General features: G+C 58.9%; 23 protein-coding genes. 11 read left to right on the plus strand and 12 right to left on the minus strand.

Annotated elements, in window-relative coordinates; genetic code table 11:
* Nucleotides 1-3: 3 nt before the first annotated feature.
* Genes ccoP through ccoN form a run of 4 tightly spaced genes read right to left on the minus strand, consistent with a single transcriptional unit; the run spans nt 4 to nt 3,423 of the window.
* The gene (ccoP, locus tag ACFC5L_RS12620) at nt 4-873 is read right to left on the minus strand and encodes a cytochrome-c oxidase, cbb3-type subunit III (protein ID WP_375203282.1); all 870 of its coding nucleotides are present in this window, start codon (nt 871-873) and stop codon (nt 4-6) included.
* A complete protein-coding gene (locus ACFC5L_RS12625) occupies nt 863-1,027 on the minus strand; it encodes a cbb3-type cytochrome c oxidase subunit 3 (RefSeq protein WP_375202576.1) in 165 nt (54 codons plus the stop codon). The genes ccoP and ACFC5L_RS12625 overlap by 11 nt, the downstream gene beginning before the upstream one ends.
* 10 nt (nt 1,028-1,037) lie before the next feature.
* A complete protein-coding gene (gene ccoO, locus ACFC5L_RS12630) occupies nt 1,038-1,772 on the minus strand; it encodes a cytochrome-c oxidase, cbb3-type subunit II (RefSeq protein ID WP_375203281.1) in 735 nt (244 codons plus the stop codon).
* A gap of 4 nt (nt 1,773-1,776) precedes the next feature.
* Nucleotides 1,777-3,423, minus strand: coding sequence for a cytochrome-c oxidase, cbb3-type subunit I (gene ccoN / locus ACFC5L_RS12635; protein WP_375202575.1), 1,647 nt, complete (start codon nt 3,421-3,423; stop codon nt 1,777-1,779).
* Between the two features lie 267 nt (nt 3,424-3,690).
* Here ccoN and ACFC5L_RS12640 point away from each other — a divergent pair, with 267 nt between their 5' ends.
* From ACFC5L_RS12640 to ACFC5L_RS12655, 4 genes are all read left to right on the plus strand, one after another.
* On the plus strand, nt 3,691-4,827 hold the full coding sequence (locus tag ACFC5L_RS12640; RefSeq protein WP_375202574.1) for a sensor histidine kinase: 1,137 nt from the start codon (nt 3,691-3,693) through the stop codon (nt 4,825-4,827).
* Between the two features lies 1 nt (nt 4,828).
* Nucleotides 4,829-5,452: a response regulator transcription factor gene (locus tag ACFC5L_RS12645; RefSeq protein WP_375202573.1), complete on the plus strand. Its 624-nt coding sequence runs from the start codon at nt 4,829-4,831 to the stop codon at nt 5,450-5,452.
* A 134-nt stretch (nt 5,453-5,586) separates the two neighbouring features.
* Entirely contained in the window at nt 5,587-6,282 is a 696-nt protein-coding gene (locus tag ACFC5L_RS12650) for a helix-turn-helix domain-containing protein (protein ID WP_375202572.1), read from the plus strand.
* Nucleotides 6,283-6,291: 9 nt separating this feature from the next.
* On the plus strand, nt 6,292-6,873 hold the full coding sequence (locus tag ACFC5L_RS12655; RefSeq protein WP_375202571.1) for an NAD(P)H-dependent oxidoreductase: 582 nt from the start codon (nt 6,292-6,294) through the stop codon (nt 6,871-6,873).
* Nucleotides 6,874-6,877: 4 nt separating this feature from the next.
* Here the strand turns inward: ACFC5L_RS12655 and ACFC5L_RS12660 are convergent, their stop codons facing one another.
* Both ACFC5L_RS12660 and ACFC5L_RS12665 read right to left on the minus strand, forming a co-directional pair.
* A complete protein-coding gene (locus tag ACFC5L_RS12660) occupies nt 6,878-8,581 on the minus strand; it encodes a M28 family metallopeptidase (RefSeq protein ID WP_375202570.1) in 1,704 nt (567 codons plus the stop codon).
* 73 nt (nt 8,582-8,654) lie between these two features.
* Nucleotides 8,655-9,551 (minus strand): FliM/FliN family flagellar motor switch protein, encoded by an 897-nt coding sequence (locus ACFC5L_RS12665; RefSeq protein ID WP_375202569.1) that lies wholly within the window; start codon nt 9,549-9,551, stop codon nt 8,655-8,657.
* A 140-nt stretch (nt 9,552-9,691) separates the two neighbouring features.
* Here ACFC5L_RS12665 and ACFC5L_RS12670 point away from each other — a divergent pair, with 140 nt between their 5' ends.
* The 5 genes from ACFC5L_RS12670 (at nt 9,692) to ACFC5L_RS12690 (ending at nt 15,652) form a co-directional block, all read left to right on the plus strand.
* On the plus strand, nt 9,692-10,621 hold the full coding sequence (locus ACFC5L_RS12670; protein WP_375202568.1) for a flagellar motor protein MotB: 930 nt from the start codon (nt 9,692-9,694) through the stop codon (nt 10,619-10,621).
* A gap of 93 nt (nt 10,622-10,714) precedes the next feature.
* Nucleotides 10,715-12,028 carry a flagellar hook protein FlgE gene (locus ACFC5L_RS12675; protein ID WP_375202567.1) on the plus strand — a complete coding sequence of 438 codons (1,314 nt, stop codon included), beginning with the start codon at nt 10,715-10,717 and terminating at the stop codon, nt 12,026-12,028.
* A 36-nt stretch (nt 12,029-12,064) separates the two neighbouring features.
* Nucleotides 12,065-13,534, plus strand: coding sequence for a flagellar hook-associated protein FlgK (gene flgK, locus ACFC5L_RS12680; RefSeq protein WP_375202566.1), 1,470 nt, complete (start codon nt 12,065-12,067; stop codon nt 13,532-13,534).
* 1 nt (nt 13,535) lies between these two features.
* On the plus strand, nt 13,536-14,537 hold the full coding sequence (locus ACFC5L_RS12685) for a flagellin (protein ID WP_375202565.1): 1,002 nt from the start codon (nt 13,536-13,538) through the stop codon (nt 14,535-14,537).
* 2 nt (nt 14,538-14,539) lie between these two features.
* Complete coding sequence (locus ACFC5L_RS12690; protein WP_375202564.1) at nt 14,540-15,652, plus strand: flagellar basal body P-ring protein FlgI; 1,113 nt, start codon at nt 14,540-14,542, stop codon at nt 15,650-15,652.
* Between the two features lie 10 nt (nt 15,653-15,662).
* Here ACFC5L_RS12690 and ACFC5L_RS12695 read toward each other — a convergent pair whose 3' ends face one another.
* Nucleotides 15,663-16,106 carry a MarR family winged helix-turn-helix transcriptional regulator gene (locus ACFC5L_RS12695; protein ID WP_375202563.1) on the minus strand — a complete coding sequence of 148 codons (444 nt, stop codon included), beginning with the start codon at nt 16,104-16,106 and terminating at the stop codon, nt 15,663-15,665.
* A 72-nt stretch (nt 16,107-16,178) separates the two neighbouring features.
* On the opposite strand from ACFC5L_RS12695, the gene ACFC5L_RS12700 reads away from it, so the two are divergent.
* A complete protein-coding gene (locus tag ACFC5L_RS12700; RefSeq protein WP_375202562.1) occupies nt 16,179-16,754 on the plus strand; it encodes a class I SAM-dependent methyltransferase in 576 nt (191 codons plus the stop codon).
* Here the strand turns inward: ACFC5L_RS12700 and recO are convergent.
* On the minus strand, nt 16,751-17,476 hold the full coding sequence (gene recO, locus ACFC5L_RS12705; RefSeq protein ID WP_375202561.1) for a DNA repair protein RecO: 726 nt from the start codon (nt 17,474-17,476) through the stop codon (nt 16,751-16,753). The genes ACFC5L_RS12700 and recO overlap by 4 nt on opposite strands.
* On the opposite strand from recO, the gene lepB (ACFC5L_RS12710) reads away from it, so the two are divergent.
* On the plus strand, nt 17,432-18,541 hold the full coding sequence (gene lepB, locus ACFC5L_RS12710) for a signal peptidase I (RefSeq protein WP_375202560.1): 1,110 nt from the start codon (nt 17,432-17,434) through the stop codon (nt 18,539-18,541). The genes recO and lepB (ACFC5L_RS12710) overlap by 45 nt on opposite strands.
* Before the next feature lie 20 nt (nt 18,542-18,561).
* Here lepB (ACFC5L_RS12710) and era read toward each other — a convergent pair whose 3' ends face one another.
* The 4 genes from era to acpS are packed head-to-tail and all read right to left on the minus strand — an operon-like array spanning nt 18,562 to nt 21,451.
* Complete coding sequence (era, locus tag ACFC5L_RS12715) at nt 18,562-19,497, minus strand: GTPase Era (protein ID WP_375202559.1); 936 nt, start codon at nt 19,495-19,497, stop codon at nt 18,562-18,564.
* Nucleotides 19,490-20,188, minus strand: a complete 699-nt coding sequence (gene rnc / locus ACFC5L_RS12720; protein ID WP_375202558.1) for a ribonuclease III — start codon at nt 20,186-20,188, stop codon at nt 19,490-19,492. Before rnc ends, era begins: the two co-directional genes overlap by 8 nt.
* Entirely contained in the window at nt 20,185-21,012 is an 828-nt protein-coding gene (gene lepB, locus ACFC5L_RS12725) for a signal peptidase I (protein WP_375202557.1), read from the minus strand. Before lepB (ACFC5L_RS12725) ends, rnc begins: the two co-directional genes overlap by 4 nt.
* Before the next feature lie 40 nt (nt 21,013-21,052).
* The gene (gene acpS, locus ACFC5L_RS12730; protein ID WP_375202556.1) at nt 21,053-21,451 is read right to left on the minus strand and encodes a holo-ACP synthase; all 399 of its coding nucleotides are present in this window, start codon (nt 21,449-21,451) and stop codon (nt 21,053-21,055) included.
* Nucleotides 21,452-21,456 lie beyond the last annotated feature (5 nt).

A 21,456-nucleotide genomic window follows, 5' to 3' on the forward strand; every position in this document is an offset into this window, starting at 1 on the left:
CGGTTACTCGCCGCCGCCAAGTGAGTGGACATAAACCGCGAGCGCGAGGATTTCTTCTTCGCTCAGGCGCCCTTCCCATGTGGGCATGACGCCGCCGCGGCCATTCCAGAGCGTTTCCCGGATCGTCGCCGCATCGCCGCCATAAAGCCATATGGGGTCGGTGAGGTTCGGAGCGCCCTGCGACTGATCGCCTTTTCCGTCAGCCCCATGACATTGCACGCATTGGACCTCGAAGGCTGGCGCGGCGCGCGCAGCAGCTTCCGCATCGTGCTCCTGTCCTGAAAGGCTGCGCACATAATGAACGAGGTCGTCCACCGTATCGCGCGGCAACAGCCCGCCGGACCCGTAAGCCTGCATCAAAGAAATATGGGCGTCTTCATGGCCGGAACGAATCCCGTAGCGGATCGTCTGGCGAATATCTTCTAGCTTGCCGCCCCACAGCCAGTCATCGTCATTGAGGTTGGGATAGCCCTTGAAGCCCTGCCCGCCGGCGCCATGGCAAGTGGCGCAGTTATCGCCGAAAAGCGATTCCCCGGCGGCGAGTGCGAAGGCCTGAAGATCCGGATCGTTCTCGATCGCCTCCATATTGGGGGCTGTCAGGAGCCGGCGCGTCGCATCGGCGCGCTGGGCGTCGAGATCGGCGACCGCCATTTCCACATTGGCGCGCTCGGAATGATTACGCGTGCCTTTGAGATAACCGCTAATGCCCGGCCATGACGGCATGAGCACCCAGTAACCAATTGACCAGGCGACACAGACCCAGAACACAATCAGCCACCAGCGCGGCAACGGATTGTTCAATTCCTTGATGCCGTCCCAGGAATGGCCCGTAGTTTCGATGCCTGAATGCTCGTCGACTTCCTTATCTGACATCGCCATCTTCCTCATCTTCGAGCGGAATTCGCCGCGCATGTTCAAATCGTTCACGATTGCCAGGCGCAAGCGCGTAAATCAGCACCAGCACAAAGGCGATAATGAAAAGAATAAGCCCGCCTGTTTGCGCAAAGGATGAAAGGGTTTCGTACATTGCGCCCTCCCTACCGGTAATTTTCTTCGGCCTTGTAGGTCTCGAAATCGACCATCGTGCCGAGGATCTGCATATAGGCGATGAGCGCATCCATTTCCGTGATTTTGCGCGGATCGCCGTCAAAGTCGCGCACTTGCGCCTTGGGATAACGGGCCATGAAGCCGTCATAGTCATCCGCGAAAGGATCGAGCTGGGTCGCGATATCCGATTTCGCCGCCTCGATCATTTCATCGGTGTAAGGAACGCCGACAGCGCGCAGCGCTTTCAAATCCGCCTCGATATGTTCGAAGTCGAGCCGGTTTTCCGCCAGGAACTTGTAAGGCGGCATGACCGATTCCGGCACAAGGCTGCGCGGGTCGATCATGTGCTGGCGATGCCATTCGTCGGAATATTTGCCGCCGACGCGCGCGAGGTCGGGCCCCGTACGTTTCGATCCCCACTGAAACGGGTGATCATACATGCTCTCGGCCGCGAGCGAGTAATGGCCATAGCGCTCCACCTCGTCGCGCAAGGGGCGCACCTGCTGCGAATGGCAGACATAACAGCCTTCGCGAATATAGATGTTGCGGCCTTTCTGTTCGAGCGGCGAATAGGGTCTGACGCCCTCCACCTTTTCAATCGTCGATTCGAGATAGAACAGCGGCGCGATTTCGACGACGCCGCCGATCGAAACGACGACAAGAATGGCGACAGTCAAAAGCCAGCCGTGCTTTTCGAGAAGTTCGTGACGGTTCAGCATTGAAATCTCCCTATTCCGCCAGCGCCGGCTGCATCGCCATGGCGGGCCGCTTTTCGCCTGCACGCAGATCGCCGCGCGCCGTCCGCCACAAATTGTAGGCCATGATCAGGGCGCCAACGAGGAACAAGGTCCCGCCGGTGCCCCGAATGATATAGTAGGGATGCATCGCCTCCACGGTTTCGACGAACGAAAATTCGAGGAACCCGAAAGCGTTATAGGCGCGCCACATCAGACCCTGCATGATCCCTGAGACCCACATCGACGTGATGTAAAGAACGATGCCGATGGTCGAAATCCAGAAATGCCATTCGACGAGCGCGCGCGAATAAAGATCCTTGCGCTTCCACAGCCACGGCACGAGACAATAAAGCGCGCCGAAGGAAATGTAGCCGACCCAGCCGAGCGCGCCGGAATGAACGTGACCGATGGTCCAGTCGGTGTAATGCGACAGCGAGTTCACCGCGCGCACCGACATCACCGGCCCTTCAAAGGTCGACATGCCGTAGAACGCGACGGAGACCACCATCATTCGCAGGACCGGATCGGTGCGCAGTTTGTCCCAAGCGCCCGACAGCGTCATCAGGCCGTTGATCATCCCGCCCCAGGACGGCATCCACAGCATGATCGAGAAGGTCATGCCGAGCGTCTGCGCCCATTCGGGCAGCGCCGTATAATGAAGGTGGTGCGGGCCCGCCCAGATATAGATGAAAATCAGCGACCAGAAGTGGACGATGGAAAGGCGGTAGGAATAGACCGGCCGCTCCGCCCGCTTCGGAATGAAGTAATACATAATGGCGAGGAAGCCCGTGGTGAGGAAGAAGCCCACCGCGTTATGGCCGTACCACCACTGGGTCAGCGCGTCCTGAACCCCTGCAAAGAGGGAATAGCTTTTCGAGCTGAAGATCGACACAGGCAACGCCAGATTGTTGACGATGTGCAGCATCGCAATGGTGACGATGAAAGACAGATAGAACCAGTTCGCCACATAGATATGCGGTTCTTTCCGCTTCCATATCGTGCCGAGGAAAGTGAGCAGGTAAACGACCCAGACTATCGTCAGCCAGAGATCGGCGTACCATTCCGGCTCGGCGTATTCACGCGACTGCGTGACGCCTGCAAGATAACCGGTCGCCGCAACGACGATAAAAAGATTGTAGCCCCAGAACACAAACCATGGCGCAAGCCCGCCGGCGAGACGCGCGCGGCATGTGCGCTGCACCACGTAAAACGATGTTGCGATGAGAACGTTTCCGCCAAAAGCAAAAATCACCGCGGATGTGTGTAAGGGCCGCAAACGTCCGAAGTTGGTCCAGCCCAGCCCTTCGAAATAAAGAAAGTTCGGAAAGGCCAGCTGAAAGGCGATGATGACGCCCACAAGGAAACCGGCGACGCCCCAGAACATCGAGGCGAATGTTCCGGCTTTAACTACTGCGGTCTGGTACCCTGTTTCATCCCCCGGCTCTTTGGTCGCATACATGACCAGACCGAAAAGTCCCGCCGTGAACGCCATGATAAAAACATAGGCGTGAAATGATATTAACGGATCCATGGCGCGCGCGGCGACCAGGAGCCAGTAGAAAACGCCGATGCCGAGAAAGAGCGCGATCAGCATTCCGTCAGTGCCGAGACCGCGTTGGGCGACGCGAGTGTTAGCCATCTTGTTCCCCGTCGGTTTGCGCCGGAAGCGGCGCCAAAGGTGAGAGCGGGCAGAGCGACGCAACGCGCCCCTAGAGACTCCCGCATGCCTTGAATCTAGATGGAGATTCAATCGTATTTTCGGGTTGATTGAAATCAACCGGCGCTGCTTTTCTTCGCATCTGCGACAAAATGAGTAACCGCACCGGGCGCCGCCCCCGCCTATCCTCTTGCGGCGGCGCGTAGAAAGGCCCATTCGTTAACGATTGAACCAGGGACGGCTCAGCCCATGACGGCAAAAGGCGGCGACAAGATGGACAGCGAGCGATTCCTGCGCTCGGTCATCAACGCCTCGCCCAACGCTGTCATCACGATCAATGAATCAGGAGAAATCCTGATCTTCAGCCGCATGGCGCAGGCGATGTTCGGCTTTGCCGAATCTGAAGTGCTCGGCAAGAATGTAAGGGTTTTAATGCCTGAGCCCGACCACTCGCTTCATGACGGCTATATGCGGCGCTATATCGAAACCGGAAAGGCCAATGTGATCGGACGGGCCCGGCCCGTGACTGCAAGGCGCAAAAACGGCGACGTCTTTCCGGCCGTGCTTCATATTTCCGAATTCGATGAAGAAGAACGGATTTTTGTTGGCTTTATCGAGGATGTAAGCCGTCAGAAAGCGACGGAACGCCGTCTGGAAGACACACAGCTTCAGCTTCAACATGCAGGCCGCATCGGCGCCATGGGCGAGATTGCGACCTCCATCGCGCATGAATTGAACCAGCCCCTCACCGCCGCCGCCAGCCTCGCCGGCGCCGCCTCGCTCACCCTGAAAAAAGCGTCCTTTGACGGCAAGGACGATGCGCTCACGCTGATAGACGATGCGGTCTCGGAAATACGCCGCGCCAGCGGCGTCATCCGGCAAATGCGCGATTTTCTGCGCAATCGCGAAACCGAAAGAGCGCTTCATTCCATCAACCGCATCGTTGAAGAAAGTTGTCTGATCGCTTTGATCGGCGCCGAAACGGACGGCGTCATGGTTGCGAGCGCCCTTGACGATCATGCCGGTTCGGCCATGGTTGACCGCATCCAGCTACAGCAAGTGATTGTGAATCTCATTCGCAACGCTGTAGACGCCATGCAGGAAACGCGGAACAAACAGCTCACAATCGCCACGGCGAGCGCCGGAGACTTCGTGGAGATCCGCATCGCCGACACGGGATCGGGCATCACGGACGAAATGAAAAAACGCCTGTTCGAACCCTTCGCCACCACAAAAGAAGACGGCATGGGCATCGGTCTTTCCATTTCAAAATCCATTGTCGAAGCCCATAAAGGCGAGCTGTTCGCCATGGATAATCACCCGGCGGGCGCAGTTTTCGTTGTGAAATTACCAGCCTCCAAAGACGGGGCGAAGGAAGACGCCTGACATGGCCTCAAAAGGAAAAGTCTTTCTGGTCGACGACGATCCCGCTGTGCAACGCGGCGTCAGCGCGCTTTTGAAAGCCGCTGACTATGCCGTTACGGCCTTCCCGTCCGGCGATGCTTTTCTCGACGCGATTTCAGATCTCGATCTTGGCGGCGCGGTCCTTCTCGTCGATGTCCGCATGCCAGGCATTCAGGGCCTGGAGCTTCAGGAAAAGCTGCGCGCCGACGGCGTGACGCTTCCCGTTGTGGTGATGACCGCACATGGCGACGTACCTATGGCTGTCCGGGCGATGCAGAACGGCGCCGCCAGCTTTCTGGAAAAACCTTTCACCGTCGACGAAGTCACCGCCGCGCTTGACCGGGCCCTTGACCGTTCGCTGGCTGGCGGCGGCGCGGCAGGTCCGGCGCCGGAGGCCCTCACGGCCCGCCTTGAGACCCTCACCCCGCGCGAGCGCGAAGTCATGATCGAAATCGTCAAGGGCGGCGCCAATAAGGAAATCGCCCGCACCCTTGATGTCAGCCCCCGCACGGTCGAAGTCCATCGCCAGAAAGTCATGACGAAAATGGAAGCCGGCTCCGTCGCCGAGTTGGTGCGCATGGGGCTGGCCCTCGGCCTCATCGCCTGAGGCCCCAAGTCACGGCTACGTAGTTCTACGTAGCCCCTCGTTCTCCCCTCGGCGACAATACGCAATCGCCCCGATTCAACCACCTGCCGTTCCAAGGTTAGGTCACACCCGCAACCGGCGAAAAGGAAACGGCGATGGACAAGCTTGACCGCAACGGCCTCGAGGCCCCCATGATCTTCAGGGCGGCGCTCGTCGACGGCATGGGCGCCAGCGTCTGCATCAAACATCTGAAAGCCGGCGAAACCCTCTATGTCGAGGGTGAAAGCGCAGACTATTGCTATGAAACCGTTTCCGGCGTGATGAAGGAATATAACACGCTCGAAGACGGCAAACGTCAGGTTGCGGAATTCTACAAGGCGGGCGACATGTTCGGCTTTTCCGAAAGCGATGACCAGCTCCACACCGCCGAGGCGATCACCGCTTGCGCCGTGCGGTGTTATCCGCGCGAAGCCTTCATGAAAACAGTCGCCGCCTCTCCGGCGCTGTCGGCAAGCTTTCTTGAAACGCTGATGACCCGCCTTCACCGCGCCCGTGAGCGGATGGTGATGATCGGCCGGATGAGCGCCATGCAGCGCGTCGCCACGTTCCTCCTGCGCCTTGCCGACAACGCGGATGCTGAAGACGATGCGCATCTCGCCCAGTTCCACCTGGCGATGAGCCGCCAGGACATCGCCGATCATCTCGGCCTCACTATCGAAACCGTTTGCCGCACGCTGACGGAGCTGAAAAAGCGCCAGATCATCGTGATGGAATCGGCGCGTGTTTTCGCCATCGCCGATCTCGCCAGCCTTGAAACAGTCGCCATGGGAGCGCGCGGCCGCCTCCATTAAGGAGACCTTATGAGCGAGACTATCTGCATTATCGACGGCCATCCGCACCGCGATAAAAACCATCTCTGTCACGCTCTGGCGGAAGCTTACAAAGCCGGCGCAAAAGCCGCTGGGCACAAGGTCAAAACCCTTTGCCTCAGCGAGATGGACATCAACTTTCTGCGCGATCCGGCCGATTTTGAAAAACCGGCGTCGGCTGACATTTTAAAAGCGCAGAAAGCCGTCAGCGCCGCCAGTCATGTGGTGGTCATCTATCCTTTGTGGATGGGCGCGATGCCGGCGCTCGTCAAAGCGTTTTTCGAGCAGCTTGCACGCGGCGGGTTCGCCCTCAAGGAAAGCGAACATGGCTGGCCATTGAAAATGCTCAAGGGCAAATCCGCCCGGGTGATCGTGACTATGGGCATGCCTGCCGCCGCCTATAAAATCTTCTTCGGCGCGCATGGCGTAAAAAGTCTTGAAAACGGCATTCTCGGCATGGCCGGTTTCAAACCGGTCAGGGAAACGCTCATCGGCGGTGTTGGCGAGCTCAGCGACAAGCGCGCAGGCGCCCTTTTCGGCCGCTGCCGCGCGCTTGGCGCCAAGGCTTCATAAGTCTTTATTCCGCAGCCGCCCGCTGTTCGTCACGCAAGGCGCGGAATTCATTGCCCTCATACCAGTTCGGCCAAGCGTCCGAGTAAGCCATTTGCGCGCCGACTTCCATGAGGGTGTTCATGGACTGCGTCATGCCGGTGAGATCCCAGTCTGGCGAGTAATTGTCCGCTGGCTTGTGATACCGGTTCGCTGTGTAATCGTCAGCAAGCGCCTTACCCGCCTCTTCGCCGCCGTCAACAAGATCGAGCCCTGCATCGGCGTAAAGCATCGGCACGCCTTTCTTGGCGAGAGAAATATGGTCGGAGCGATAGAAATAGCCCTTCTCCGGCTCCGCATCGGGACGCAGGTAAACGTCTCGCTTGTCCGCCGCTATCTTGAGCAGGTCTTCGAGCTCGGACGCGCCATAGCCGACAACCATGATGTCTTTCGCAGGCGGCAGCGGCAGAACGCCGTCGATATTGATGCCGCCGACAATTTGCGCGAAAGGCACGATCGGCGCTTCGCCAAGATAAGCCGATCCGAGAAGACCGGATTCCTCCGCCGTTACTGCAACGACCATAATGGAGCGTTTCGGTTTCGGCGTTGAGTTGGCGAAGGCTTCCGCGATGGAAAGGATCGCCGCCGTACCGGTGGCGTTGTCGACCGCGCCATTGGAAATCGTGTCGCCGTTTTCATCCGCCGGACCGACGCCGAGATGGTCCCAGTGGCCCATATAGAGCACATATTCATCGGGATTCTCGGTTCCCGGCAGCACGCCGACAACATTCGCCGAATTCGAGCGGCGGATCTTGTTTTTCAAAGTCGCCGAGGCTTTAAGGCCCTCCATCGGCATCGCCTCGAAACCGGCTTGATGCGCGGACGCAGTCACAGCGTCAAAATCGAGACCGGCGGTGGCGAACAGATCGCGGGCGACCGTTTCCTGCACCCAGCCTTCAAGCGCAACGCGGCCTGCGCCGCCATCGGGACGTTCCAGATCGAGTTGCGGTCCGGACCAGCTGCCTTCGACAACGCCCCAACCATAAGCGGCCGGCGCCGTCTGGTGGATGATGAGCGCGGCGGCTGCGCCCTGACGCGCCGCCTCTTCATATTTGTAGGTCCAGCGGCCGTAATAGGTCATGGCGCGGCCGTTAAAGAGCTCCGGGTCTTCCGTCACATAACCGGGATCGTTGACGAGAATGACAGCGGTCTTGCCCGTCACATCGACGCCTTCGTAATCGTTCCAGCCATATTCCGGCGCCACGACGCCATAGCCGACAAAAACAAGGTCGCTGTCTTCAAACGCGACGTCTTCCTCGACGCGCTTCGTCCAGTACACTGCGTCCGGCCCATAGTCGAGCGGCTCGCCATTGATGGAAAGATCAGACGCGTCAGGCTGCACCGTCAGTTCAACCAGCGGCACTTCCTGTTCATAAGAGTCGCCATTGCCGGGTTCTAGGCCGATCGATTTCATTTCATTGATGAGCCATTCGCGGGTTTTCATCCCGCCCGGCGTCGCCGGCGCTCTTCCCTCAAATTCATCCGATGCAAGGGTCGCAATCCGCGCCCGCAGGTTTTCCTCGCTGACCGGCGCCAGCGTCACCTCGTCCGCCGTGACCGAAACATCAGCCTCGCCCGATTCAGATGAAGCCGCTTCGGGGGCCGATGCGTTCTGGCCGCAGGCGGATAGGAGAATGAAGGCTGCGAGCGCAGCCGGAAGTCGCAATGTCATGAAAAAACCCTCTGATGTGAGATTCCTTGGGCCGGACTTTGCCTGCCCAAAGAGCCACAGTCAAACGGGCGAATTAGTACGCTACAGACTTGATTCTAAGCGCTCTTGCGCCGTCCCGATTGCCCAGCGCCGCACCGATCAACAGCTTCGACTCTGTGGGAAGCGCCGAATAGACGGTAATTTCGTCGATAGTCGCGGTCGAGAGGTTGATCACCTGCCCCGGCGCCAAATTCATGAGCATGCCGAGCGTGATGTCCTCTTCGGTCAAGTCCGCGCGCAGCGCCACGGGCGATCTGGCCGCAAGTTTCAAAAGATCGCTTTTCCATTTCGCTTCAGCGAGCGGCACGGCCTTGTCGTAATAGTCGCGCATGGCGACCGTCAGTTTCTCGGGCGCGATGACGCGGATGGTCCCGAGAACTTCTTCTTCGAGCGTCTTGATTGAATAGGTCGCACAGACAACCCGCTGTTTGTCGTCAGTGAAGTCAAACCGGCGCGGATCGTCGCCGCTGGCCATCAGCTCCACGCCGCCGCGAACAACACCGGCGCTGTCGGCCTTGGAGAAAATCAGTTCGGCTGACCGGATCGCCAGCTTTTTCGCCAGGCGCCGGTCAATGGCGCTTACCGATTCCGGCATGGGCTCCGGCAGGTCCCTCGCCCCCGCCAACGACCAGCCGGCCGCGCGCATGGAGGTTTCAAGGTCGAGAACGATGATAAAGTCCTGTTCGACATTGTAGCGGAAATGATAAATCGCCGCCTTGCCCGCATAGTCGCCGAGCTCATCATCGAGATTGGCGAAATGCGCAGCCTCGGTCTCCGCAAGCTGGCACTTTTCGCCATAGAATTCCGTAAAAGCGCCCGCTGCTTCGGCGCCCAGACGCTGCGGCAAATCGGCGATGAGATGAAGCGGCCCGGGATCTTTTCCCGAGGCGGCCATTTTCTTTTTTATGATTTTTGCATTTTCGCCGCTCATGCGCGCCAGCACCCCGGAACTCTCGTTTACATCTGAGAAACCATATCAACCATCAATAGTTGTAAATTGCGTAAACGCGTAAAACTCGCCGAAAGGAGTTTAGGTTAACCCGTTCATTCGATTGCAATCGGGTGGACTGGATGGCTGGCCGCAGTAAGGGCGAAGCGCCGATCATCATAAAGAAGAAAAAGGTGATCGCCGGCGGCGGGCACCATGGCGGCGCGTGGAAGGTCGCCTATGCCGACTTCGTCACGGCCATGATGGCTTTCTTTCTCCTGATGTGGCTGTTGAACGCCACCACCGAAGACCAGCGCAAGGGTCTCGCCGACTATTTCAATCCCTCCATTCCGGTGAGCCGCGTTTCCGGCGGCGGCAACGGCGCGCTCAATGGCGAAAGCGTTTTTTCCGAAGACAGCGCCGTTTCCAACCGCGCCGGCTCGGATAATGAGTTCCCGAAGTCGAAAGTCCTCGAAAATGACGGGGACAGCGACGAATTCGACCTCAACGGGGCCAAGGAAGGCCGCGGGATGGACGACGATCTCGGCGCGGGCGACGGCGAAGACGAAGGCGCGGAAAAGAACCAGGAACTCAATGAAGGCGCCGCCGCCAACAGCCTAGAAGACGTTCAGGACCAGATTGACGCCCAGTCCGTCCAGGCGCTTGAAGGCGGTCTTTCCGAACATATCCATACGCGCATGACGCCGGACGGTCTTGTCATCGAACTCGTCGACGCTGACGGCGAACCGCTCTTCAATCTTGGCTCATCGACGCCTTCGACATTGTTGCATAATCTTTTGGAAGTCATCGGGCCGGTGCTCGCGACTGTCTCAAACGACATGGCGATTGTTGGTCACACTGATGCGCGCGCTTTTTCTGTTAACGCAAATTACACCAATTGGGAGCTGTCGACTGACCGCGCGCTCGCAGCCCGCCGTGAACTCATAAAAAACGGCATTTCCGGTGAACAGATTGTTCAGGTTACGGGCAAAGCCGCGACCGAACCTTTCTCTAATGATCCCCTAGCGCCGCAAAACCGGCGGATTGCAATTACCCTGCTGACGAAAAAATAACCTAAAAAGTCGCTTGTTCATTAGGGCTTCCTTAAACACAGCAGCGATAAAACTAACGCTAGTAGTAAAATTTTTTCTCGACTGGAGATTGACATGGGGATTTCGTCTGCGCTTAACGCCGGGGTTATGGGGCTTGCTGTGAATGCGGTTAAGCTCAGCACGATTTCAGACAACATCGCGAACTCGCAAACCTACGGCTACAAGCGGGCCGATACAGAGTTCGCCGACATGGTTCTGGCGCAGTCAAACGGCGACTATAACGCCGGCGGTGTGCGCGCTCTCACCTATCGCGACGCCGGCGCGCAAGGCTCCCTCGTCACGACATCCAATGCAACCGACATTTCGATCTCCGGCCGCGGCATGCTCGCCGTTACAGACGGCGCCAGCCTCAATCAGGCCGCCAGCGACCGCACGCTGATGCTCACTTCAACCGGTTCTTTCTATACCGATGAATCCGGTTACCTGCGCACCCAGAGCGGTCTTCACCTGCTGGGCTGGCCGGCTGACGTGAACGGCAATGTCACTGCGCCGGTTCGCGACTCGATCGCAGGCCTTGAGCCGGTTCGCACGAACCTCAACCAGAACGCGGTTTCACCGACCCAGAACATCACGCTCGGCGTCAACCTGCCCGCGACGGAAACGGAAGACGGCGCACCGGCGAACACTTATGATCTGCCGATTGAATATTACGATACGCTCGGCCGTTCGCAGACACTCGACTTTGAATTTATCCCGACCGCTCCGGCCAATCCCGGCGATCCGGCGACAAACGAATGGACTGTGAACATTTATGACCAAGCCGGTAACCCGGCGACCGTCATCGCGACCTTTACTGTTGTCTTCGACGACACGGTTTCCGCCGGCGGTTCAATTGCCTCTGTAACGCCAGGCGCTGGCGCGGCTTACGACCCGGTGACAGGCGACATCTCCATCACCACAGCGAGCCAGGCCGTCGACATTTTCGTCGGCACCTCCTCCGGCACATCGGCGCTCACCCAGCTTTCCGCCAGCTTCTCGCCGCTGACGGTGACGAAAGACGGCGCGCCGATCGGTAATCTGAGCTCGATTGAAATCGATGAACGCGGCATCTTGCAGGCTGTCTATGATACCGGCTTCCGCCGCACGATCTTCCAGATCCCGGTTGCGGACGTTCCGAACTTCGCTGGTCTTGACGCTGTGGGCAACTCCGCCTTCGCCATCACCCAGAATTCCGGCGACGTTTATTTCTGGGACGCCGGCGACGGCCCCACGGGCACGACCGAAGGCTATTCGCTGACGGAATCGACAACGGATATCGCCGCCGAACTGACGGATCTTATCCAAACCCAACGCGCCTATTCATCGAACGCCAAAATCATCCAGACGGTCGATGAGATGTTGCAGGAAACAACTGACATCATCCGCTAGGCGCGCCAGTAACGAGTAGGAACAGGGGACGTCGGTATGACAATCTCCCAGGCGCTGAACAATGCAGCTTCCGGCCTGACCGCGGCTTCGCGGCGGGCCGGCGTCGCCTCAAACAACATTGCGAATGCGCTGACCGAAGGGTACAGCCGCCGCGATGTAAACCTCTCGGAACGCGTCACCGACGGCGCGGGCGCCGGCGTTTCCGTTTCCGGCATCAGCCGCGCGACGAATTCCGCCGTCACTTATGAGCGCCGTATCGCGGACGCCAGCTTTGCGTTCGACAGCGCCAATGCCGACGCGATGACGCGCATTTCCAATTTCCTCGGCGGGCCGGATGATCCCACGTCCCTGTTCCAGAAATACGCCAATCTGGAATCGGCGATGCGCGCCCTCGCCGAAACGCCGAATTCAACGCCGTTACAGCAAAAAGTCGTTGCAACAGCGAACGATCTCGCCTCGACATTTAACCGGATCGCATCGAGCTATCAGCAGATCCGCACCGAAGCGGACAAGGAAATCGGTCTGCGCGTTGATGAAGTGAATGACGCGCTTCAGAAGATCGAAGCGCTCAATGGCTCTATCGGCCGCGGCGCCGCCGCCGGCGCAGACGTGACGGCGCTCGAAGACCAGCGCCAGCAACTGATCAACAAGGTTAACGAAGCCATCCCCGTGCGCGAACTCGTTCGCGAAGGCGGACGGATCGATCTGATGACGCCGGAAGGTGTTTTCCTTCTGTCTGGCACCGCGCGCACGGTCGAATTCTCGCCCGCTGCTCTGGTGACGGCCGGCCAGGAATATCTTGGCGGCGCAGGCTCTCTCTCCGGCATCTCGGTCGACGGAAAAGATATTACGCCAGGCGGCCCCGGCTCGCTGCCGATTACAAACGGCGCCATCGCCGGGCTGTTCAATGTGCGCGACAATACCGTACCGGAAATGTCGCAAGCGCTTGACGCCCTCGCTTTCGATCTCATCGGCCGCTTCGAAGACCCGGCGGTCGATCCAACGCTTAATCCGGGCGATCCGGGCTTATTTACTGACAATGGCGCCGCTTCAGACGTCTTGAACCTGAACGGCTTCGCCGGCCGCATCGAACTCAACGCCGCTGTTGACCCGGCCCAGGGCGGCGAAGTCTGGCGCGTGCGCGACGGCGTTCAGGCCGTGGCGCCGGGCCCCGCCGGCGCCGACGCTTTTGTGCGCGCGCTGATCTCTGCGATGACGGATTCCCGCCCCTCTCACGCCTCGCTTCAATCGCCTGGCGACCTTAACGCCAGTGAAGGCGCAGCCCATCTCGCGGCCCTCGCCGGCGGCGCCCGCGCCAACGCCACGGAACAGCTGACCGCCTCTTCGGCGCTGGCCCAAAGCCTTTATGAAGCCGAGAAATTCGAGACCGGCGTCGACACAGACCGTGAACTTCAGAACCTCATCATTATCGAGCAGTCCTTCGCCGCCAACACGCGCGTCATTCAGACTGTCGACGAAATGATCCGCCGTTTGATGGAAATCTGATATGTCTGGTTACGGTTTTCCCACACTGCTTCAATATAGCCGCCTGACAAACGCAGCGGCCGACCTCAAATCGCGGGCCGAACAGGCGCGCACGGAGATGGTCACCGGCCGTATCGCCGATCTCAAGGCCGAACTCGGCGGCAAGGTCGGCGACGTTCATCTTCTCAGCAAGGCGATCAGCGATGTGACCGCCCGTCAGGACGCGGCGACCCGCGCTCTTGGCCGCGCGCAAGCCTCCCAGACCGCACTGACCCTCTCTGAAGACGGCATTGTGACCATGGGCGCAGACATTTTGAGCGCTGTCGGTCAAAACCATGAACCCAGCATCAATATCGCCGGCACCAAGGCCAAGCTGCAGCTTGATGCTGCGATTTCCGCTTTCAACACCCGTTATGAAGGGCGCAGCCTTTTCTCAGGCGACGCCGCCGATCTTCCGGCCCTTGCCGATGCGGAAACCTTGCTCACCGACATTCGCGCCATTTTCACCGGCGCAGCCGATAACGCGCAATTGCAGACCGATCTCGATTTCTACTTCAACGATCCGGCAGGCGGCTTTGAAACGACCATCTACACCGGTGGAACGGGCGACGCTGCGCGCACGGAAATCGCCGACGGGGAACTGGTCGACTACAGCGCCAAGGCTGACGAACAGGCTGTCCGCGATCTGTTGCGCCATCTGGCCACGGTCGTTGTCGCCGATGAACAAACCGGATTTGTGGACCGCAATGAAGCGCTCTCTACGGCCGCCGGCGGCCTTATTCAGGCGTCCAGCGACATCATCGCCGTTCGCGCACGCATCGGCGCTTCGGAAGAACGCATCGCCGCAGCGCAGACCCGCCTTGAGGCTGAAGAGACGGCTTATAGCCTCACCTATAACGAGCACACCGCGCGCGATCCTTACGAAGCGGCGACCCGCATGCAGCAAATCGAATCGCAGCTGGAAGCGTCCTACATCGTCACGTCACGGATTTCGCTTCTCTCCCTCGCCAATTACCTGAGATAAGAATGTTTGAACGCCTGAAAATTTTCGTCGCCGCCATTCTCGCCGGCTTTGTTTTTGTCGCCGACGCATCGGCAGATGTGCGCCTCAAAGACATCGTCAATATTGAGGGCGTGCGCGGCAACGACCTTGTCGGTTACGGCCTTGTCGTCGGTCTCGACGGTACGGGCGACGGCCTGCGCAACTCGCCTTACACTGAAGAGGCGATGTCGAGCCTTCTGGAGCGTCTCGGCATCAATGTGCAGGGTGAGGATTTCCGCCCGCGCAACGTCGCCGCTGTCGTCGTCACGGCCACCCTGCCGCCATTTGCGCGCGCCGGCTCACAGATCGATATTACGGTGTCAGCCATCGGCGATGCATCGAACCTTCTTGGCGGCACGCTGATCATGACGCCGCTTCACGCCGGCGACGGCCAGATCTACGCTGTTGCGCAAGGCCCGGTCCTCGCCAGCGGCTTTTCCGCCGAAGGCGACGGCGCCTCGGTGACGTTTGGCGCGCCGACCACAGGCTCGATCCCGCAAGGAGCCCGGGTCGAACGCGAAATCGACTTCAATTTCGAAGATATGGAAACGCTGCGCCTCGCCCTGCGCTCGCCTGACTTTACGACGGCGGCGCGTGTCGAAAGCGCGATCAACAACGCCTTTGGCCAGCCGATTGCAAAAATTCTCGACCCCGGCACCATCGAACTCGCCATGGCGGGGGCGCCGTTGAGCCCGGTTCACCTGATCGGCCGCATCGAGAACATTCGCGTCACGCCGGAACAAAAAGCACGCATCGTCATCGACCAGAAATCCGGCACTGTCGTGCTCGGCGCCGATGTGAAGATTTCGCGCTTCGCCGTGACGCAAGGCAACCTGACCATCACGGTGCGCGAAACGCCTTTCGTCTCGCAGCCCAATCCCTTCTCGCGCAATGGTGAAACCATCGTCCTGCCGGACACGTCCATCGAGGTGAACACCAACTCGGAACGGAAAATCGCGGAAGTCGATGAAAATGTCTCGCTGTCAGATCTGATCGAAGGCCTCAACGCCCTCGGCGTCGGCCCGCGCGAGCTGATCGACATCCTGAAATCGGTGAAAGCCGCCGGCGCGCTCCACGCCGAACTGGTGTTGATGTAGCAAGCGGTCGTCAGCCCAACTCAACAGACTTTTCAAGCAGGCGCAGAATACGCCCGGCGTCATCCGCGCTAAGGTCACCGAAAAAGCCTTTGGCCATTTTTTTGCGCAGCTTGCCGATCTCGGCGATGATTTTACGGCCCTTGGCGGTAATCCGCACTATATAGGTCCGCTTGTCGGACTCGCCCTTGCGCCGTTCAATATAACCGGACGCCTCAAGGCTTTTCAGCGCGCGCCCCACATTCGTGCGGTCGATGAAAATCATGCCCGACAAAACATCCTGGGCGACGTCACCGCCTTCCTGATGCACCAGATTCAATAGACGCGCCTCGGTGTGGTTGAGCCCGAGCGTGGCGAACCACTTTTCAGCGTCCTGAAAACGCCGCCGGGCGAGCGTCCCGATCAGGTCATAAAGAACGAGGTGATTGTCCACATCGCGTCCCTTCCCGGTTTTCATATTGACTCTCCCGCTTTCCGGCATATATATGCGTGCGCACGCACTTAATTATCACATTATAGGTACTCGAAAATGGAACACAAAGAAAGAGATGACAGCCTGAAGCCGATCCGCAATGACGCCGCCATCGCCCTGGAGGCGATCTCCCTGCCCAAAGAGGCGTCCATTCTCGACGTCGGCACGGGCGCCGGCAATTTCGCCATCGCACTCGCACTCGAAGGCTATGATGTTTTGACCGGCGAACCTGAAAGTGACGCCACGCACTATGCTCGCCAGAACTGGCAAGAGAATGCAGCGGCCTATGGCGTTCAAGATAAAATCAGGTTTCAGGCGTTCGACGCCAGCAATATGCCGTTTGAAAAAGAGTGCTTCGACGCCGTTTTCTTTTTCGGCGTTCTGCATCATGTCGACGAGGACAAACGCGCTGCGGTTTTCAGCGAGGCGTTGCGGGTGGTCAAACCAAATGGCGCCGCCGTCTTTTTCGAACCACGACACGCCTTGCTGGAAAAAATCTGGGTCGACGACCCCGGTCATCCGCTGGCCGCAGATCCATCGCACTATGTCGACGGGAAAGACATCCGCGAACGCCGGTTTGAAGGCGCCATGATGGATATTTTCATCTATGAAAGAGCAAACGCCAGCGCCTAAAGCCGCGCTGTCAAAAGCTCCACAACGCGCAATCGCGCTTCCGGCAATTGCTTGTCGGAAATATGCAGGATGCGCGTTTCGAGAAAGTGGCCCGTTGTTTTGAGCGCATCGATCGCCTCTGCCAGCGTCGCTTCGCTGGAAGCGCCGCGCAAGAATGGCGGCAACGGCAACATCTTGTCTTTATACGGCTCGCCCGCCTCCGCCGACACGGCGCAGGCGGAGCGCGGCGAGACGTAAATGAGGTTTTCGCGCGCCCCCGTCGCCGCGCAACGGTCAAGCGTCAGGCCGAAACCAAGCTCCGCCAGAAGCCCCAACTCCCAGCGCGCCATGAGCGCCGGCCAGACGTCAATGTCATCGAGATTGGCGAGCAGGATCGACATGGCCATATAAGCGCGTGAATGCGCTTCACGCTCCGGCAAGGTCGCGAGCGCAACGGCGCATGCCGCCGACAACGCCGACAAGGACAACCGCTCACCCATGGCCTCGCCGGCGCGCGCGTGAGACATTTCCAGCGCAAAATGACCGAGGCTGTCGTCGCCGCGGCCTTTCCATTCCAGCGTCACCTCATTGCCGGGCTGCAAGAGCGGGCGCATCTTGCGCCCCTGCCCGCCATAAACGAGTCCCGCCCAGCGCCCATGGCTTTCGGTGAAGACATCGGCAATGGCGTGGGTCTCCCCATGCCCGCGCGCGTCAAGAATAATGCCGGTGTCTGTGAAGTTCATGAGGTGAGGACAATTCTGGAAATTCGTGCTATTAAGCCATGGGGCAACTTAAAATCTATCTTGACTGATACAGAACAAAAGTCACCTGTTTCAACACGACGGGTCCGTCCATGGATCGCCGCGTTGCTCACATTTTTTGGCTGGGGGCTGGGGCTTTTCTATGCGCGGCAAACGCGGGCCGCCATTACCATGTCACTGCTGCAAATCGCTGTAAGCGCATTGTTCGGCGCTGCTTTTGTCGGCTTTTTGTTTTTTTCCGGCGCTGCACCGCTCGCCATTATGAGGCCCGCAGGATTCGCGGTCACCGATCTCATGGGTTTTGGACTCGCAGCGATCACCGCCGTCGGCATATGGCTCTATGTGTCACGTCGCGAAAAGGTCGTGGAGAAAGCCGGTCCCGCCAGACTACTGGGCTATCTCGGCATCTGGTTATTACCGGTCCTGGCCACGGTCGTTCTTGGATTGTTGATGCGCAATTTCCTTTTGCAGCCATACAATATCCCTGCAGCTTCGATGAAACCGACACTGCAGACAGGCGACCACTTCGTCGTTTCAAAATGGACTTACGGATATAGCGGCGCCTCGATAGCCCCATTTGGCAAGGCTCTTCCGCGAGGGCGCATTTTCGCACACGCCCCGCAGCGTGGCGATATAGTCGTTTTTAAAAACCGGAAAGACAGCAATAAGGACTACGTCAAGCGCATCATCGGTCTGCCTGGCGACACGGTTCAGATGCTGAACGGCCGTCTCTATATCAATGACGAGCCGGTGCGAAAGGAACTTGTCGAAGCATATATTCCCGATATATGCGGCCCTGTGTATGGCGCCCCCACCTATCGGGAAACCCTCGACAATGGCGTTTCTTATATTGTGCAGGAATGCGCCGACGACGAAGGCCAACTCGACAATACCGCTGTCTATCACGTTCCGGCCGGTCATTATTTTATGATGGGCGACAATCGCGACCAGTCCATGGACAGCCGCGTCATCTCCCAAGTTGGCTTTATTGCTTTTCACGATCTCGTTGGAAAAGCCCGCGTCGCATCAGAGAAAACTAAATACTGAATCAGCCACCGCGCTGGCCGTCACTCCACGCTATCAAGCCCGATGCTCCTCAGCCGCGCCGCTTCTTCGTCCCAGCCTTCGCGGACTTTGACGTGAAGAAAGAGATGCACGGGAACGCCCAGAATATCGATCAGTTCTTCGCGCGCCGCCTGGCCGATGACTTTTAAAGTCTGACCATTCTTGCCGAGGACGATTGGCTTCTGGCTTTCGCGCGCCACATAGATTGTCTGGTCTATGCGAATGCCGGATTTGGTTTCCTTCCAGCTTTCGGTTTCGACAGTGGAGTCATAAGGCAGCTCTTGATGGAGGCGCAGGAAGACTTTTTCGCGCGTCACCTCAGCCGCCATCAACCGGTCGGTAATATCCGAAAGCTGATCTTCGGGATAAAGCCACGGACCCGCCGGCGCCTTTTCCATCAGGAACGTGCGCAAATCGCCGAGACCGTCGCCATTCTTGGCCGAGATCATAAAGACATCGGTGAAGACGCCGCTATCGTTTAACTCCTGCGCCAGCGCGAGGAGTTTCGGGCGCGCAATGTCGTCGATCTTGTTGAGGATGAGCGCCGCCTTGCGGTTCGAACTCTTCAGCCCTTCGATGATGCGGTCGGCGTCAAGGCGGGACTTGCCCGCCGCGCCCTTTTCGCTTTCTCCGGCAAGATAGCCGGGCGCGTCGATCAGCATCAGCGTGATATCCGCGCCGTCGAGCCCTTCCCAGGCGGCGGCGACCATGGCGCGGTCGAGGCGGCGTTTGGGGATGAAAATCCCCGGCGTATCGATGAACACGAGCTGTGTTTGATCTTCGGTGAGGATGCCGCGCACCCGCGCCCGCGTCGTCTGCACTTTCTGGGTGACGATGGAAATTTTCGCGCCCACAAGCGCGTTGACCAGCGTGGACTTGCCCGCATTTGGCGCGCCGATTACGGCGATCATGGCGCAGTGGGTTTCAGGCTCACTCATCTTCTGTCCAAACTTTTTCGCGCACGAGAAAATTTCTCGCGGCCTCCATCTGCGCTTCCCGCTTGGAGCGCCCCTGGCCCTCAGCCGGTTTCTTGCCTTTCACCTTCACCGCTACGGTGAAGGCGGGCGCATGGGCCGGGCCTTCAGCTTCGAGCACGTCATAATCGGGTGTGCCGAGTTTCTTGTTCTGAGACCATTCCTGCAGCGCGGTTTTCGGGTCCTTGTGCAGCTTCGACAGGTCTTCAAGATTCGGCGTCCAGAACTGATCATAAATATTGCGCGCCGCCTCCAGCCCGCCGTCAATATAAAGGGCGCCCAACAACGCCTCCATCACGTCGCCGAGGATCGCTTTTTTCTTGCGTCCGCCCGACTGCGCCTCCCATTCCGACATGCGGATATATTTATCAACGCCGAAATGAAGCGCCGCCTTGGCGCAAGTCTCCTTACGCACCAAGGCGTTTAACCGCGGCGCCATATCGCCTTCATCATATTGCGGATATTGTCGCCACAGCGTTTCGGCGGTCAGGAGACCGAGAACGCGATCACCCAGAAACTCCAGCCGTTCAAGATCGCGCACCACGCGGTCGCCGCCGGAAAGGCTCGAATGAGTGAGAGCGCGTGTCAGAAGCGACTGGTCGGCGAATATGTGCCCGATGCGTTCCTCGAGCCCCTTCGTATCTTTCGCCGTCATCTGACCGGATCGAAAATGCGGCCGTAACGGATGGCGAAAGGCCAGTTCCAAACGGTCAGGAGGCCGGTCTTCGTTCCGTCTACGGAGAAGAAAAGCCGTTCGGCTTTGCCCACCACCGCATCTTCAGGAATATAGCCCACAAGCGCGATCACGCGGCTGTCCTGCGACTGGTCGCGATTGTCGCCCATCATGAAATAATGGCCCGCGGGCACATGATAGACGGATGTGGTGTCGAGATGGCCTTCATCGCCGGCGCATTCCTGCACCACATAGGAAACGCCGTTATCGAGGGTTTCGCGATAGGCCGGCGCGCCGTAACCGGGACCGCAGACATCCGGCACATTCGCGTTGATGAGTTCCTTCTCCACCGGCTGGCCGTTGATGTGGAGATGCCCGCCCAGCATCTGCACCGTGTCGCCGGGAAGCCCGATCACCCGTTTGATGTAATCCTTATTGCCGTCCTTGCGGTTTTTGAACACGACAATGTCGCCGCGCTGCGGCTTGGCGAAAGAAAGAACGCGGCCATGGGTAGGGATGCGCGTTAACGGATAAACGAGCGACGCGCGCGAATAGCCGAAAGTCGGCTTCGAGACGACAAGAAAATCGCCGACAAGAAGGTTCGGCTTCATGGAGCCGGAAGGAATATTGAACGGCTGGAAGATAAGGATGCGCAAGACCAGAGCGATCGCCACGGCGAAGACAACGGTTTTGGCGAGATCCCACGCCTCTTCGGCCGCGGTCATCGGCGCCTGCTGGGGCTTTTCAGCGCCTTTCCTGGTCGCCGCTTTACCTGCGACCTGGCCGCCTTCTTCGCTTGTTGACATCACGCTACCCTTTTTGCCCGCCCCGACCTTTAAGAGAACCCTATTTAGCCTGCGCATAGATTATGACAATGGCCTGAGCCAGGGGAAAGTCATCCGTGATCGTCAGGTGAATGTCGGGGATATGCCCTTCAGGCGTGATTTCCCTCAGTCTTTCCGCCGCCCCGCCGGTGAGCGCCAGGGTCGGTTTTCCGCCCGGAAGGTTAATCACCCCCATATCGCGCCAGAAAACGCCCCGGGCGATGCCGGTCCCCAGCGCCTTGGCGCAAGCCTCCTTGGCGGCGAATCGCTTGGCGTAGGACGCCGCCCGGTTCAGGCGGCGGTCGGATTTCGCCTGTTCGACGTCCGTGAAGATGCGATTGGTGAAGCGCTCGCCATGGCGCTCCAGCGTCTTTTCCACGCGGCGGATGTCGATGAGATCGTTGCCGAGACCGATGATCATGAGCC

Origin of the sequence: Hyphococcus sp. (assembly GCF_041986965.1) — a bacterium.
Lineage (GTDB): Bacteria > Pseudomonadota > Alphaproteobacteria > Caulobacterales > Parvularculaceae > Hyphococcus.

Bases quoted from the DNA above. Each gene is read 5' to 3' on its own strand.
- ACFC5L_RS12660 (WP_375202570.1), bottom strand. From the start codon at position 8,581: ATGACATTGCGACTTCCGGCTGCGCTCGCAGCCTTCATTCTCCTATCC.
- ACFC5L_RS12685 (WP_375202565.1), top strand. From the start codon at position 13,536: ATGTCTGGTTACGGTTTTCCCACACTGCTTCAATATAGCCGCCTGACA.
- lepB (WP_375202560.1), top strand. From the start codon at position 17,432: ATGCCCGCGCGCGTCAAGAATAATGCCGGTGTCTGTGAAGTTCATGAG.
- ACFC5L_RS12690 (WP_375202564.1), top strand. From the start codon at position 14,540: ATGTTTGAACGCCTGAAAATTTTCGTCGCCGCCATTCTCGCCGGCTTT.
- lepB (WP_375202557.1), bottom strand. From the start codon at position 21,012: ATGTCAACAAGCGAAGAAGGCGGCCAGGTCGCAGGTAAAGCGGCGACC.
- ACFC5L_RS12645 (WP_375202573.1), top strand. From the start codon at position 4,829: ATGGCCTCAAAAGGAAAAGTCTTTCTGGTCGACGACGATCCCGCTGTG.
- era (WP_375202559.1), bottom strand. From the start codon at position 19,497: ATGAGTGAGCCTGAAACCCACTGCGCCATGATCGCCGTAATCGGCGCG.
- ACFC5L_RS12665 (WP_375202569.1), bottom strand. From the start codon at position 9,551: ATGAGCGGCGAAAATGCAAAAATCATAAAAAAGAAAATGGCCGCCTCG.
- ACFC5L_RS12625 (WP_375202576.1), bottom strand. From the start codon at position 1,027: ATGTACGAAACCCTTTCATCCTTTGCGCAAACAGGCGGGCTTATTCTT.
- ccoN (WP_375202575.1), bottom strand. From the start codon at position 3,423: ATGGCTAACACTCGCGTCGCCCAACGCGGTCTCGGCACTGACGGAATG.
- recO (WP_375202561.1), bottom strand. From the start codon at position 17,476: ATGAACTTCACAGACACCGGCATTATTCTTGACGCGCGCGGGCATGGG.
- flgK (WP_375202566.1), top strand. From the start codon at position 12,065: ATGACAATCTCCCAGGCGCTGAACAATGCAGCTTCCGGCCTGACCGCG.
- rnc (WP_375202558.1), bottom strand. From the start codon at position 20,188: ATGACGGCGAAAGATACGAAGGGGCTCGAGGAACGCATCGGGCACATA.
- ACFC5L_RS12670 (WP_375202568.1), top strand. From the start codon at position 9,692: ATGGCTGGCCGCAGTAAGGGCGAAGCGCCGATCATCATAAAGAAGAAA.
- ACFC5L_RS12675 (WP_375202567.1), top strand. From the start codon at position 10,715: ATGGGGATTTCGTCTGCGCTTAACGCCGGGGTTATGGGGCTTGCTGTG.
- ACFC5L_RS12700 (WP_375202562.1), top strand. From the start codon at position 16,179: ATGGAACACAAAGAAAGAGATGACAGCCTGAAGCCGATCCGCAATGAC.
- ACFC5L_RS12655 (WP_375202571.1), top strand. From the start codon at position 6,292: ATGAGCGAGACTATCTGCATTATCGACGGCCATCCGCACCGCGATAAA.
- ACFC5L_RS12695 (WP_375202563.1), bottom strand. From the start codon at position 16,106: ATGAAAACCGGGAAGGGACGCGATGTGGACAATCACCTCGTTCTTTAT.
- ccoP (WP_375203282.1), bottom strand. From the start codon at position 873: ATGTCAGATAAGGAAGTCGACGAGCATTCAGGCATCGAAACTACGGGC.
- acpS (WP_375202556.1), bottom strand. From the start codon at position 21,451: ATGATCATCGGTCTCGGCAACGATCTCATCGACATCCGCCGCGTGGAA.
- ACFC5L_RS12640 (WP_375202574.1), top strand. From the start codon at position 3,691: ATGACGGCAAAAGGCGGCGACAAGATGGACAGCGAGCGATTCCTGCGC.
- ACFC5L_RS12650 (WP_375202572.1), top strand. From the start codon at position 5,587: ATGGACAAGCTTGACCGCAACGGCCTCGAGGCCCCCATGATCTTCAGG.